The 13,686-nt window shown below is 63.8% G+C and carries 9 protein-coding genes; 4 read left to right on the forward strand and 5 right to left on the reverse strand.

Annotated features, from left to right (window positions below):
* Positions 1–63: 63 nt before the first annotated feature.
* The 5 genes from HFK18_RS04900 to dnaA all read right to left on the reverse strand — a co-directional run bounded on the left by HFK18_RS04900 (position 64) and on the right by dnaA (position 8,275).
* A complete protein-coding gene (locus HFK18_RS04900; protein WP_180164761.1) occupies positions 64–909 on the reverse strand; it encodes a CPBP family intramembrane glutamic endopeptidase in 846 nt (281 codons plus the stop codon).
* Between the two features lie 67 nt (positions 910–976).
* Positions 977–3,436 (reverse strand): DNA topoisomerase (ATP-hydrolyzing) subunit B, encoded by a 2,460-nt coding sequence (gyrB, locus tag HFK18_RS04905; protein ID WP_180164763.1) that lies wholly within the window; start codon positions 3,434–3,436, stop codon positions 977–979.
* Between the two features lie 112 nt (positions 3,437–3,548).
* Entirely contained in the window at positions 3,549–4,643 is a 1,095-nt protein-coding gene (recF, locus tag HFK18_RS04910; protein WP_180164765.1) for a DNA replication/repair protein RecF, read from the reverse strand.
* Between the two features lie 923 nt (positions 4,644–5,566).
* Positions 5,567–6,667, reverse strand: a complete 1,101-nt coding sequence (gene dnaN / locus HFK18_RS04915) for a DNA polymerase III subunit beta (protein WP_005411731.1) — start codon at positions 6,665–6,667, stop codon at positions 5,567–5,569.
* Positions 6,668–6,943: 276 nt separating this feature from the next.
* Positions 6,944–8,275: a chromosomal replication initiator protein DnaA gene (gene dnaA, locus HFK18_RS04920; protein ID WP_089241915.1), complete on the reverse strand. Its 1,332-nt coding sequence runs from the start codon at positions 8,273–8,275 to the stop codon at positions 6,944–6,946.
* A 253-nt stretch (positions 8,276–8,528) separates the two neighbouring features.
* On the opposite strand from dnaA, the gene rpmH reads away from it, so the two are divergent.
* From rpmH to HFK18_RS04940, 4 genes are all read left to right on the forward strand, one after another.
* Entirely contained in the window at positions 8,529–8,669 is a 141-nt protein-coding gene (gene rpmH, locus HFK18_RS04925) for a 50S ribosomal protein L34 (protein WP_006404565.1), read from the forward strand.
* A 5-nt stretch (positions 8,670–8,674) separates the two neighbouring features.
* Positions 8,675–9,169 carry a ribonuclease P protein component gene (rnpA, locus tag HFK18_RS04930; RefSeq protein ID WP_180164767.1) on the forward strand — a complete coding sequence of 165 codons (495 nt, stop codon included), beginning with the start codon at positions 8,675–8,677 and terminating at the stop codon, positions 9,167–9,169.
* Positions 9,169–10,884, forward strand: coding sequence for a membrane protein insertase YidC (gene yidC, locus HFK18_RS04935; RefSeq protein WP_180164769.1), 1,716 nt, complete (start codon positions 9,169–9,171; stop codon positions 10,882–10,884). Before rnpA ends, yidC begins: the two co-directional genes overlap by 1 nt.
* A 130-nt stretch (positions 10,885–11,014) precedes the next feature.
* On the forward strand, positions 11,015–13,684 hold the full coding sequence (locus HFK18_RS04940; protein ID WP_180164771.1) for a polysaccharide deacetylase family protein: 2,670 nt from the start codon (positions 11,015–11,017) through the stop codon (positions 13,682–13,684).
* The last annotated feature ends 2 nt before the right edge of the window (positions 13,685–13,686 follow it).

Here is a 13,686-nt window from a genome sequence, read left to right on the forward strand (position 1 = left end):
CCCCGTGTTCAGAAGCCCAGTGTGTAACGGGTCTGCTTAATCTTTCGTCAAGCGGACAGAGCCTTACGTTGCCCCGAAAAACACCAGGGCTGCAAGCGCCACGGCGTTGTTCAGTGCATGTGCGGCGATCGCCGCCCACAAGGTGCCAGTGCGGCGGTACAGCCAGCAGAATGCAGCGCCCATGCCGCCATAGACCAGCCACAGCTGTGCGATCTCGGCCGGGCCATTGGCGCTGGTACCGGGAATTTCATGGATGAGCGCGAACGCCAGGCTGCTCAGGATCATCCCCAGCCACGGCCGTCCGGCCTGCCACAGACGCCCGAACAGGACACGGCGGAACAGCAGTTCTTCGTAGGCGGGTGCAAGCACCACGGCAAACAACGTCAGGAACAGCGGAAAACGGGCAACCGCGTTCTGCATCAGTTCGAGGTTTGTCGGCACCGGCTCGATGCCCATCTGCTTGGCCACGAAGGCGATACCGTTGCTGCCGATCACGATCGCGCTGGCAACCAGCAGGGTCCAGCCCCAGGTGGAAGGGCGACGGAGTGCGTCCCGCGAACGCTGGCGTTCGGCAGCGTTGGCCGGTCGGCGCCAGAAATACACCAGCAGCGCTGCGCCGCCGGTAGCGACCAGTGCCATCAGGATCTGCCCGAGCGCACCGGGTTGGCCGAGCTGCTGGGCGACCGCTGCCGCATCGGGCGTGCCGCCGCCGGATTTGGCGCTGGCATAACCCACCACGATGCCGCGGTAGAGCCCCCAGACCAGACCACTCACCAGGCTCAACCCGAACAGGGTGACGGCGGCGATGCCCAGGTCGATGAAGAAACCCGCCAGCGGCGAGGAGGCGCGGGCGGCAGTGGTTGCCGGCGGGACCGGCGGCGGAGCGGAAACCGGGGCGGAAGCGGACATCGATTACCTGCGATCAAGGGACAAAAGCCGGCGCACCTCCCCGCGCGCCGGCCACGATCCGATTGTGTCAGATATCCAGGTTGGCGACCTTCAACGCGTTGTCTTCGATGAAGTCACGACGCGGTTCGACCACATCACCCATCAGGGTGCTGAAGATCTGGTCAGCGGCCACCGCGTCTTCGATACGTACCTGCAGCAGGCGACGGGTATCGGGATTCACGGTGGTATCCCACAGCTGTTCCGGATTCATTTCACCCAGACCCTTGAATCGCTGGATCTGACGGCCGCGCTTGGCTTCGTCCAGCAGCCAGTTGCGGGCCTGCGCGAACGAGTCGATCTCGATCGACTTGGCGCCACGGGTGATGACCGCGCCTTCGCGGACCAGACCGTGCAGCAGCTGCGCTGCCTGGTGGATGCCGCGCAGTTCGCCGCTTTCCAGCGCAGACAGCGGCAGCACCTGGATGTGCTGTTCGCCCATGTGGCTGCGCGTGACCAGCACTGCAGCCGGACGCTGCTCGTTGGGTTCCTGCAGTTCCAGGGTGAAACGGGCGCTGCCGAGGTTGCCTTGGTTGAGGTGCTTGGCCAGCGCGTCCAGGCCTTCGCCAGGACCTGCATTGCGCAGGTTTTCCAGCTCCAACGGCATGAAGTCGACCAGCGCTTCGAGCAGGTTGCGATCGTAACGGTGGGTATTGCGGTTGATCGTGTCCTGCGCGGCAGCGTAGGCAAGCAGCAGTTTTTCCAGTGCCACGCCGTCGATCGGCGGCTCTCCGCTGGCCGGCACCAGCCCGGCATTTTCCACCGCGCTGCTGGCCAGATAGCTGTCCAGTGCCGGATCGTCCTTCAGGTACAGCTCCTGCTTGCCCTGCTTGATCTTGTACAGCGGCGGCAGGCCGATATAGACATAACCGCGCTCGATCAGCTCCGGCATCTGACGGTAGAAGAACGTCAGCAGCAGGGTGCGGATGTGCGCGCCGTCGACGTCGGCGTCGGTCATGATGATGATCTTGTGGTAACGCAGCTTGTCCGGGTTGTACTCGTCGCGACCGATACCGGTGCCCAGCGCGGTGATCAGCGTACCCACCTGGTCGGACGCCAGCATGCGGTCGAAGCGTGCACGTTCCACGTTGAGGATCTTGCCGCGCAGCGGCAGCACCGCCTGGTTCTTGCGGTTGCGGCCCTGCTTGGCCGAACCACCTGCCGAGTCACCCTCGACGATGAACAGTTCGGACAGCGCCGGATCCTTTTCCTGGCAGTCGGCCAGCTTGCCCGGCAGGCCGGCGATATCCAGCGCACCCTTGCGGCGGGTCAGGTCGCGGGCCTTGCGAGCCGCTTCGCGGGCACGGGCAGCGTCGACGATCTTGCCGGCGATGGCCTTGGCTTCGTTCGGGTTTTCCTGCAGGAACTCTTCCAGGCGCTGGCCGAACGCGCTTTCCACGGCCGGGCGCACATCCGAGCTGACCAGCTTTTCCTTGGTCTGGCTGGAGAAGCTGGGATCCGGCACCTTCACCGACAGCACCGCGATCATGCCTTCGCGCATGTCATCGCCGGTCAGGTTGATCTTGGCCTGCTTGGCGATGCCGTTCTGCTCGATGTAGTTGTTGAGCACGCGGGTCAACGCGCCGCGGAAGCCGGCCAGGTGGGTACCGCCGTCCTTCTGCGGAATGTTGTTGGTGAAGCAGTACATCGTCTCCTGGTAGGAGTCGGTCCACTGCAGCGCCACTTCCACGGTGATGCCGTTGGATTCGCCGGTCACCGAGATCACGTTCGGGTGCAACGGCGTCTTCAACTGCGCCAGATGCTCCACGAAGCTGCGGATGCCGCCCTCGTAATGGAAGTCGTCGCGGCGGCCATCACCACGCTCGTCCACCAGCACGATCTTGACGCCGGAATTGAGGAAGGACAGTTCGCGCAGGCGACGGGCCAGGATGTCGTAGTGGAATTCCACATTGTCGTGGAAAGCCTTTACCGACGGCCAGAAGCGCAGGGTTGTACCGCGCTTGGTGCTGGGACCGACCTGCTTGAGCGGATGCAGTGCTGCGCCGTCGGCGTATTCCTGCTGGTAGTGGAAACCGCCCTGATAGATATCCAGGACCAGCTTCTGCGACAGCGCGTTGACCACGCTGACGCCCACGCCATGCAGGCCGCCGGAAACCTTGTAGCTGTTGTCGTCGAACTTGCCGCCTGCGTGCAGGACCGTCATCACGACTTCGGCTGCAGACACGTCGCGGTCGAGCTTTTTGCTCATCTGCTCGTGCTTGCCCGTCGGAATGCCGCGACCGTTGTCGGACACTCCAACCGAGCCGTCGGCATGGATCGTCACCGAGACGTGGTCGGCATGGCCGGCGAGGGCTTCGTCGATCGAGTTGTCGACGACCTCGAACACCATGTGATGCAGGCCGGTGCCGTCATGTACATCGCCGATGTACATGCCTGGGCGCTTGCGGACAGCCTCCAGGCCTTCCAGGGCCGTAATGCTGTTGGCGTCGTAGTTGCCGTTGTTTGCCGGGGTGTTCTGTTCGTCGGTCATTGCGCTTGCCGTAGGCTCCGCAGGTCGGACACCGCTTTGAGCGATGTGCCGAGAATGAAGGGATAGCAGCCTGAATTATACCAGCCGGGGCTGAGCGGCCTTGCCGTGCCCACTATGGCACAGCCACGATCTGTGCATGTTCCACGTGGAACCGGGTGACGTCGCTCAGGGTCTCCAGTGCCGCAGGCGTTTCTGTTGCGGTGATGAAGATCTGCGCCGGCGCCGCCAACAAGCGGTGCAGTACCCGGCTCTGGTGGGTGCGATCCAGCTCCGAAGCCAGATCGTCCAGCGCGATGACGGGCCACTCGCCGCGCTGCTCGGCGTAATCCTCTGCCTGGGCGAGCAGACAGGCGAGGGCGGTGAGCTTGGCCTGGCCGCGCGAGAGCGCATCGCGACCTGGAATGCTGTGGAACGCCACGCTCCAGTCCGCCCGGTGCGGGCCCAGCGAGGTATAACCCGCCTGACGGTCGCGTTCGCGTGCCAGCAGCAGTGCATCTGCCAGTGGAACCTCGCTTCGGCGCCAGCCCGGGCTTAGATTCAGGCCCACAATTCCCAGCTGAGGAGCCAATGCCTCGGCCAATGCGATCGTCCGGGACTGCAACCGCTCCAGATAGTGCTGCCGACGACTGGTCAGCGGCTCTCCCGCCTCGGCCAGCTCGTGATCCCAGGTATCGAGCATCCGCGACGGCCCGCCCTGCTTGAGCAGAGCGTTGCGCTGCTTCAGAGCCCGCGAATAGCGCCGCCACAGAGAAAGAAAGTCTGGTTCCACGTGGAACAGGCCCCAATCGAGGAAACGCCGGCGCGGTTCACCACCACCACTCACCAAGGCATGGCTGCCTGGTTCAAAGGTGACCACCGCCAGAGCGGCACACAGGTTTCCGAGCTGAGCGACGTCTTCGCCATCCAGGCGCCCCTTCCACTCCTGCCCACTATGGCGCAGGCCCGCCTTTCGGCGCTGCGCGGGCAGATCACCGCGTTGTTCGTCCCATTCCACGAAGACTTCCAACGCCTCATGGCCCTGACGCACCAGGCCGTCGCGTACCCGCCCGCGGAAACTCCGCCCATAGGCCATCAGATGCAGCGCTTCAAGGACGCTGGTCTTGCCAGCGCCATTGTCACCGGTCAGCAGATTCACCCCTGGCTGGGGCGACAGCTCCACCGCATCGAATCGACGCAACTGATGGAGGGCAAGACGACGAATCTGCATGGGATGCGACAGACCATCCGCACGTGGCGGTAGAGGGACGGGGAATCACCCAGCTTACTGCATTGGTCAAGCCAGCCGTCATGTCGGGACGTGGCGCGGCATCAGCGAGCCCTGTCGACGTTGGAGAACATGTGTTCCACGTGGCGGGGCCGTGACTTCCGGCGACAGGCGACCGGACAGCGGCCGAAATCGTTCAAATCCAGCAGCTGGCCAAGGCTCAAGAGCCCAGATTTCAACGATCCGAAGACCGTTATTCGCACACCAGGCCTGAGAGTGCGCTGGGGTGGCAGTCAATACCCCGAAAATGCCTTGAAATCTGGGGGCGGTGGTCCTGCCAGGTTCCACAGATTTCAAGAAATTCAAAGCCTCCGTTCCACGCCATCCACAGGGGGCATGTATGACTTATACACAAGGTGTGGGCGAACTGTGGATAAAAAAGCCACTTTTCCATCGCGTCAAAACTATCCACAGGTTCCCCCCCAGGCTTGATGGCCTATATACAGGGGGTTTCAGCCCTATAAAGTTCTTTTAATTCAAAAACATAGCCTACTTTTACATGAAATCTGGCCCTACCATCACCACCAAGCTTTTGATTTATACCCAGATTTAGAAGCTAGGGAGGCCCCGACTTTCCGCGAACGAGGCCTGTGGACAGAGAGGTCAGCACGCAGGGCAGGTCGCTTGATCCAAGACCGCTCCCTGATCGCATCCAAGCGGTCTCAGCATCCCTGAAGGGCTGGAACTCCTCGGCTGTGTCCACCACAGCGCGAATCCCACACAAGAGCGCGGAAGCCAGAAACGTCTCATCAACCGGAAGCCCGAAGGTGCCAGAAAGATCCGGCACCGATGCTCCACGTGGAACAAAAAAAAGACGCCCGGGGAATCCCGAGCGTCCATGTGTTCCACGTGGAACTGCGCGAAGGTCAGAGACGCAACGGCATCACCACATGACGCGACTTCTCGCTGCTCGACTCGCGCACCAGCGCCGAGGAGTTGGAGTCGCGCAGCTGGATGATCACTTCTTCGTCGCGCAGCGCGGAGAGGGCGTCCAGCAGATAGTTCACGTTGAAGCCGATAGCCAGATCGCTGACCGTGGTGTCGGCTTCAATTTCTTCCTGGGCTTCTTCCTGCTCCGGGTTGTGCGCGCTGATCTTCAGGTTGCCCGGCGAGACTTCCACGCGGATGCCGCGGTACTTCTCGTTGGACAGGATCGCGGCACGCTGCAGCGAGGCACGCAGTGCTTCGCGGTCGACCTTCACTTCGCGGTCGGCACCGATCGGAATCACTGCCTCGTAATCCGGGAAGCGACCATCGATCAGCTTGGAGGTGAAGGTGACATCGTCGCGCTTGACACGAACGTGGCTGCGGCCGACTTCCAGTTCGATCTCGCGGTCGCCGCTTTCCAGCAGGCGCTGCAGTTCGGTCACGCCCTTGCGCGGCACGATGATCTGGCGCTTGGAACCGCTGGGCTTGGCCAGATCGGTTTCGCACAGTGCCAGGCGATGACCGTCGGTCGCGACGGTGCGAAGGGCATCGCCGCGCAGATCGAACAGCAGGCCATTGAGGTAATAGCGCACGTCCTGCTGGGCCATCGCGAATGCCGTGCGCTCGATCAGCTCCTTCAGGGTGGCTTCGCCGATGGCAACGCGCTCGGTGGCTTCCACTTCGTCCACCGACGGGAAGTCGTTGGAGGGCAGGGTGGCCAGGGTGAAGCGGCTGCGACCTGCCTGCACGGTGATCTTGTCACCGGTCTGCGAGACGGTGATCCGGCTGCCATCGGGCAGTGCACGGATGATCTCGAACAGCTTGCGGGCCGGAATGGTGGTTTCGCCGTCCTGGGCATCTTCAACCGCGATCCGCGACACCATCTCCACTTCCAGGTCGGTACCGGTCAGCGACAGCTGGCCGTTCTGCACCTGCACCAGGAAATTGGCCAGAACCGGAAGGGTCTGGCGGCGTTCGACCACGTTGACGACCTGTGCCAACGGCTTGAGAAAGGCTTCGCGCTGCAGTGTGAAACGCATGTGGTTCCGTGCCCCTATGCTTTAAAAAAATGTGGAATAAATCAAAAGCTTGGTGGTGCTGGTAGAGCCAGAATCGCTGGAAAACACAGCTAAGTCTTTGTAAACAAAGGGGTTTCAGGCTTCGAAACCCTCTGCATTACCAGCCCCCAAGGGGTGGGGAAAGCTGTGGATAAATCTTCCGCGAAATCCAACGGTATTCTTATCCACACCCTGTCCCGCGCTTGCTACCGGATTCTGCACCGTTTTATGCGGTGACGCCTCATCGGCGTACGTGCATCATTCGCTCAGCTTCCGGATCAGCTTGTCCCAGTCCTCGCGGAGCTTGCCGTCGGCTTCCATCAGGGTGCGGATCTGCCGGCAGGCATGCAGCACCGTGGTGTGATCGCGACCGGCAAAGGCGTCGCCGATTTCGGGCAGGCTGTGTTCGGTCAGTTCCTTGGTCAGCGCCATGGCAACCTGGCGCGGACGGGCCAGCGACCGGGTCCGACGCTTGGACAGCAGATCCTTGATCTGCAGCCCGTAGTAGTCGGCAACGGTTTTCTGGATGTTGGGAATGCTGATCGCCTGCTGCTGGGCGCGCAGCAGATCGCGCAGGGTTTCCTGGGCGAATTCGGTGGTGATCGCGCGGCCAGTGAAATTGGCGCGGGCGGTCAGGGTATTCAGCGCGCCCTCGAGGTCGCGCACATTGGAGCGCATCTTCTTGGCGATCAGGAACGCAACGTCATCGGGAATCTCGGCACCACGCTCGCGGGCTTTGGCCAGCACGATCGCAGCGCGGGTCTCGAAGTCCGGCGGCTCGATCGCCACCGACAGGCCCCAGGCAAGACGCGACTTCAGGCGCGCTTCCAGGCCTTCGACTTCGCGCGGATAGCGGTCGCAGGTCAGGATGATCTGCTGCTTGCCATCGAACAACGCGTTGAAGGTGTGGAAGAACTCTTCCTGGGTACGGTCCTTGCCCGCAAAGAACTGGATGTCATCGATCAGCAGCGCGTCGACCTGCTGGAACTGGCGCTTGAACTGATCCATGGTCTTTTCCTGCAAGGCCCGGATCATCGCGCTGAAGAACTGTTCCGAACGCAGGTACAGCACCTTGGCGCCCGGATTGGCCTGACGCATCGCGTTGCCGGCGGCGAACATCAGGTGGGTCTTGCCCAGGCCGGTGCCCCCGTACAGCAGCAGCGGGTTGTGCGCGCGGTCGCCCGGCTTCTGCGCCGCCTGGAATGCCGCGGCCAGGCCCAGCTGGTTGCTGCGGCCTTCGACGAAGTTGGCGAAGGTGTAGTGGTTGTCCAGGTTGCCGGCGAACGGGACCTGCGGCTGCACCGGCGCCTGCGCCGAATGGCTGGAAACCGGCGCGATCTGCGCGTCCACGGGCCGCGGGCGCGAGCCGATTTCAAGAAAAACGTCGCCGAAACCGGCAAAGTGGGTGACCAGCTCGCGGATCCGCGGCAGGTACAGTTCGCGCACCTGATCGACAATGAAGGCATTCGGTGCATACAGCACCAGGCTGTCAGCGCGCAGATCGGCCTGCAGCGGCTTCAACCAGGTGTGAACATCCTCGGGCGGGAACTCCGCCTCGAGTCGCTCGAGACTACGTGACCAGGCATCCATCAGCAATAATTGTCCGGTGGCCGATGCATAGGCGCGAAAAGGCGCCCAAACACAGGCCTGAAAGGGGGAAATGGATGGCTCAGCCTACCACCGAGCGCCCGCCTTCGGAATGCTTGTCCCGTACTTATTCACAAAAAGATCCACAGCTATTGCACAGCCCGGTGAATTGGCGTAGCAGACAGGGGTTGACGGGAGGGGGGACACCTCTCTAAAATTTCCGGTTCTTTCCGTCCCATTCATACGAGAGGCCCACATGGCCACCAAGCGCACCTTCCAGCCCAGCAACCTCAAGCGTAAGCGCGACCACGGCTTCCGTGCCCGTATGAAGACCGCTGACGGCCGCAAGATCCTGTCGCGTCGCCGCGCCAAGGGCCGCAAAGTCCTGAGCGCCTGATTGCCATGCCGCATCCAGCGGCAGACGCAATCCATTCGACAGTGAATACTGCAGACCCGCGCAAGCGATTCCCTCGCTCTGCGCGGGTTCGCACGCGTGCCGAATATTCAACGGTCTTCAACGGCGCCCGCCGTGTGTCCGATCCGCTGATGACCCTGCACTGGCTACCGGCTGACCGCCCGGCCAGGCTGGGTCTGGCGGTTTCCCGCAAGGTCGATCCTCACGCCGTTGGGCGTAACCGGATCAAGCGCGTCCTGCGCGACGCCTTGCGTCAGACACGAACCGACATACAGCTAGGCGACTTCGTCGTCGTGGCTCGTACTGCTGCGCGTCACGCCAGCAACGAAGATATCCGCCAGGCCTTCCTGCGCCTGTTGCGGCGCCTGCGCGCATTGCCCGCGCCGGGCGTGGACGGCACAATGCCGCCGCCTGATGGCATTGCCATTTCCTCCGTCACCGAGCCGGCACCGCGTCCCGGCCCCGCTGAGCCTGCCTGCTGATGAACCAGACCCGTGTTTTCCTGATCTTTGCCTGGCTGATGGTGGCCGTGCTGCTGTGGATGGAGTGGAGCCGTGAGAAGTCCGCCCCGACCCCGGCGCCGACGACCAGCTCGGCCCCGGCCGCCGCACAGAGCGTCCCCGGTGCAGCCCCGGGCAGCATCCCCAGCGCGCAGGTTCCCGGTGCTCCGGGCCAGCCCGCTGTACAGGCCCAGGCCAGCGCCACCCCGTCCGCACAGCGCGTGACCATCACCACCGACGTGCTGCGCCTGGTGCTCGATGGCGGCCGCGTGCTTGATGCCGAACTGCTGCAGTTCCCGCAGAGCAAGGACGAAGGCAGCCCGCCGGTGCGCCTGCTGACCGAAGACCCCGCGCATCCGTACAGCGCGATCAGTGGTTGGGCCAGCGAAGACAAGAACACTCCGGTGCCGGGCGCCGACGGCTTCAAGCTGGTCGGTGACACCCGCGACTTCGTGCTGGCCAAGGGCCAGGACGAACTGCAGGTCCCGTTCGTGTGGACTGCCGACAACGGCGTGACCATCAAGCGCACCCTGATCGTCGGCCGCAACGAGTATGCGATCCGCTTCAAGGACGAGGTCAGCAACGCTGGCGCCGCGCCGTGGAACGGCTATGTCTACCGCACCCTGGACCGCACCCCGACGATCCTGTCGCGGAGCATGACCAACCCGGATTCGTTCAGCTTCAATGGTGCCACCTGGTACGACAACGACAAGAAGTACCAGCGTCGTGCGTTCAAGGATTACCTGGACGATGGCGCGCTGAACCAGAACATCACCGGTGGTTGGCTGGCGATGCTGCAGCACCACTTCTTCACCGCCTGGATCCCGCAGAAGGACCAGACCGCACACTACGTGCTGTCGCAGGTGGCAGGTCGTGACCTGATCGAAGCGCGCGGCCCGGCCTTCACCGTGGCCCCGGGCCAGTCCACCAGCACCGAGGCCCGCCTGTGGGTCGGCCCGAAGCTGGTCAACCTGATCGCCAAGGAAGACGTGCCGGGTCTGGACCGTGTGGTCGACTACAGCCGCTTCTCGATGATGGCGGTGATCGGCCAGGGCCTGTTCTGGGTGCTCAACCAGGTGCACAAGCTGGTGGGCAACTGGGGCTGGGCCATCGTTGGCCTGGTGGTGCTGCTGAAGATCGTGCTGTACCCGCTGTCGGCGACGCAGTACAAGAGTGGCGCCAAGATGCGTCGCTTCCAGCCGCGCATCGCGCAGCTGAAGGAACGCTATGGCGATGACCGCCAGAAGTTCCAGACCGCGATGATGGAGCTGTACAAGAAGGAAAAGATCAATCCGATGGGCGGCTGTCTGCCGATCCTCATCCAGATGCCGATCTTCTTCGCCCTGTACTGGGTGCTGGTGGAATCGGTCGAACTGCGCCAGGCGCCTTGGTTCGGCTGGATCCAGGACCTTACCGCCCGCGACCCGTACTTCATCCTGCCGGTGATCAACGTGGCGGTGATGTGGTTCACCCAGAAGCTGACGCCAGCACCGGGCATGGACCCGATGCAGCAGAAGATGATGCAGTTCATGCCGCTGGTGTTCGGCGTCATGATGGCCTTCATGCCGTCCGGCCTGGTCCTGTACTGGGTGGTCAACGGTGGCCTGGGCCTGCTGCAGCAGTGGTGGATGACCAAGCGCCACGGCAGCGATCCGGTGCCGGCCACGGCAGCGACCGCCCCGGCCAAGAAAAAGTAAGAGGTAGACGTCGACCTTGGTCGACTGCTTCCCAGGGTCGATCGACCCCGCAAAGGCCCGCCGCAAGGCGGGCTTTTCGCATGCGGCGTTAGAATCGCCGGCACACCATTCCCCATTGTTCGAGTCCGCCATGCCGCGTGCGCCGTCGTTCCGTCTGTTCCTGCCCAGCCTGCTGCTGACCCTGCTCGTGGCCGGCTGCGGCGACAAGGACGCGCAGGCACCGGCGGCGGTTACCCAGCCGAGCGCACAGGCTGCCGCCGCCGCCGACCCGGCCGCAGCACCGCTGCTGGGCGCATTGCAGAAGCAGCTCGACGGCTATCGCCGGATCATCGTGCTGCTGGCCGATGAGGAACAGCAGTCCGCGGCCGATCGCACCACCTCCACCCGCATCGGCCAGCAGCTGTTCCACGACGGCCTGGAACAGCGCAGCGCCATTGCCGCGCAGTTCGACACGCTGCTGCGTGGTAGCAGCCCGCAGCGCTTCGCTACCCTGGGCACGGTGCTGGATTACATCGAGTCGGCACCGGAACTGTTCGATGCCGATCGCCTTGCATTCCGCGAAGTGCTGCGTGATCTGCACGAACGCATCGGCGCCGATTCCTCGTTGCCGGCGGTGAAGCTGCACCAGCGCATCGGCGAAGACCTGGAGGCGCTGGACGAGATCGAGCGCAACTACAACCAGGAACTGACCCGCATCTTCAGCCGCTTCGAGCGCACCCGTGCCATCGAACTGAAGCGCGAGAAGTGGGACGACTACATCGCGCACCTGCACAAGGACTACAGCCGCGAAGCGATCCTGCGCGACTACGGCGTGATCGAGCCGTACCCGATGTCGATGAAGGACAGCGACCGCGAGATCTTCGGCCGCGACCTGCCGCCGAAGACGGTGGTACTGACCTTCGACGATGGCCCGCACAAGGCCTATACCGATGAAGTGGTGGCCATCCTCAAGCGCTACGACGTACCGGGCGTGTTCTTCGAGGTCGGCCGCAACCTGGGCAAGGTCGAGACCGACGGCAAGGTCAGCCTTGGGCCGATGGCGAAGATCAGCCGCACCCTGATGGAAGAGGGCTACGCCGTCGGCAACCACAGCCTGACCCATGCGCAGCTGTCGCGTACCACCGGCGATGCGCTGCGCCAGCAGGTGCTGGACACCGACACCCTGCTGAAGGATGTCGACAGCAAGCGCGCGCCGCTGTTCCGCTTCCCGTATGGCGCGCGCAACGCCGAAGGCCTGCAGCTGCTGAACGAAGCGGGCCTGAAGTCGATCATGTGGAACATCGATTCGATGGACTGGGCCGACCCGGTGCCCGAATCGATCGTGCAGCGCGTGCTGGACCAGGTAAACAAGGAACAGCGCGGCATCATCCTGTTCCATGATATCCACGACCGTGCGGTGAAGGCGCTGCCGCAGATCCTGGATCGACTGATCGCCGACGGCTACCAGTTCGCTGGCTGGAATGGCCGCGACTTCAGCGTCGCCCGCCCGCGCAAGGGCAGCGACCGCGATGCCACCGTCACCACCGGCTATGAAAAATCGTGGGCGATCGTGGTCGGCATCGACAACTATGCCAAGTGGCCGAAGCTGGAGTACGCCAGCCACGACGCGCAGGCGGTGGCCGATACGCTGACCGGGCAGTTCGGCTTCCCGTCCTCGCAGGTGATCGTGCTGAAGAACGAACAGGCCACCCGCAACAACATCCTGGCCGCCTTCCACGACCGGTTGTCCGATGACCGCACCGGCAGGAATGATCGCGTGTTCGTGTTCTTCGCCGGCCATGGCGCGACGCGCCAGCTCGCCTCCGGTCGTGACCTGGGCTACATCATCCCGGTCGATTCGGACCCGAAGGAATTCGCCACCGATGCCATCGCGATGACCGACATCCAGAATATCGCCGAGAGCATGCAGGCCAAGCATGTGATGTTCGTGATGGATGCCTGCTACAGCGGCCTCGGCCTGACCCGCGGCGGCCCGTCGTCGTCGTCGTTCCTGCGCGAGAACGCGCGCCGCAGCGCGCGACAGATGCTGACCGCCGGTGGTGCCGACCAGCAGGTAGCCGACGCTGGCCCGAACGGGCACTCGGTGTTTACCTGGGTGCTGCTGCAGGCACTGGCGGGCAAGGGCGACCTCAATGGCGATGGCCTGATCACCGGTACCGAGCTGGCCGCCTATGTGGCGCCGGCGGTGTCGGCGGTCTCGCAGCAGACGCCGGCATTCGGCAGCCTGCCCGGTTCGCAGGGCGGCGAGTTCGTGTTCCAGGTGCCGGACAGCCAGGAATACCTCAACGCCGATACCCGGCAGCTGACGCCCGATGCGATCGCCCTGAACAACAAGGTTGATGCCGCGCAGGATGCCAAGGGCGCCCAGGCGCCGGTGACCGTGGCCGACCTGCAGGGCGGCAAGGCCAAGCTGGTGGTGCCGACCGCCGGCCCGGCCTCCGACCGCCAGCGCGCGCAGCAGGCCAATGACCGTGGCCTGCAGCTGTACCGCGAGAAGCAGTACGACGAAGCCGCCCTCCAGTTCACCGAGGCGCTGAAGCTGCGCCCGGACTTCGCCCAGGCGGCCAACAACCTCGGCTTCGTCTACTACCGCCAGCAACGCTACGCCGAAGCGGCGCGCTGGCTGGAGAACACCTTGAAGATCGATCCGTCGCGCGCGGTGGCCCATCTCAACCTGGGCGATGCGTACTTCCACGCGGGCGACAAGGCCAAGGCGAAGCAGGCCTACACCACCTACCTGGCGCTGCAGCCGCAAGGCAGTGGTGCGGCGCAGGCGCGCGCGCAGCTGGAGAAGCTCTGAGC

Source organism: Stenotrophomonas sp. SbOxS2 (assembly GCF_013416715.1).
GTDB lineage: Bacteria > Pseudomonadota > Gammaproteobacteria > Xanthomonadales > Xanthomonadaceae > Stenotrophomonas > Stenotrophomonas lactitubi.

Coding starts and splice junctions, on each gene's coding strand:
- HFK18_RS04900 (WP_180164761.1), bottom strand. CDS start 909: ATGTCCGCTTCCGCCCCGGTTTCCGCTCCGCCGCCGGTCCCGCCGGCA.
- gyrB (WP_180164763.1), bottom strand. CDS start 3,436: ATGACCGACGAACAGAACACCCCGGCAAACAACGGCAACTACGACGCC.
- recF (WP_180164765.1), bottom strand. CDS start 4,643: ATGCAGATTCGTCGTCTTGCCCTCCATCAGTTGCGTCGATTCGATGCG.
- dnaN (WP_005411731.1), bottom strand. CDS start 6,667: ATGCGTTTCACACTGCAGCGCGAAGCCTTTCTCAAGCCGTTGGCACAG.
- dnaA (WP_089241915.1), bottom strand. CDS start 8,275: ATGGATGCCTGGTCACGTAGTCTCGAGCGACTCGAGGCGGAGTTCCCG.
- rpmH (WP_006404565.1), top strand. CDS start 8,529: ATGGCCACCAAGCGCACCTTCCAGCCCAGCAACCTCAAGCGTAAGCGC.
- rnpA (WP_180164767.1), top strand. CDS start 8,675: ATGCCGCATCCAGCGGCAGACGCAATCCATTCGACAGTGAATACTGCA.
- yidC (WP_180164769.1), top strand. CDS start 9,169: ATGAACCAGACCCGTGTTTTCCTGATCTTTGCCTGGCTGATGGTGGCC.
- HFK18_RS04940 (WP_180164771.1), top strand. CDS start 11,015: ATGCCGCGTGCGCCGTCGTTCCGTCTGTTCCTGCCCAGCCTGCTGCTG.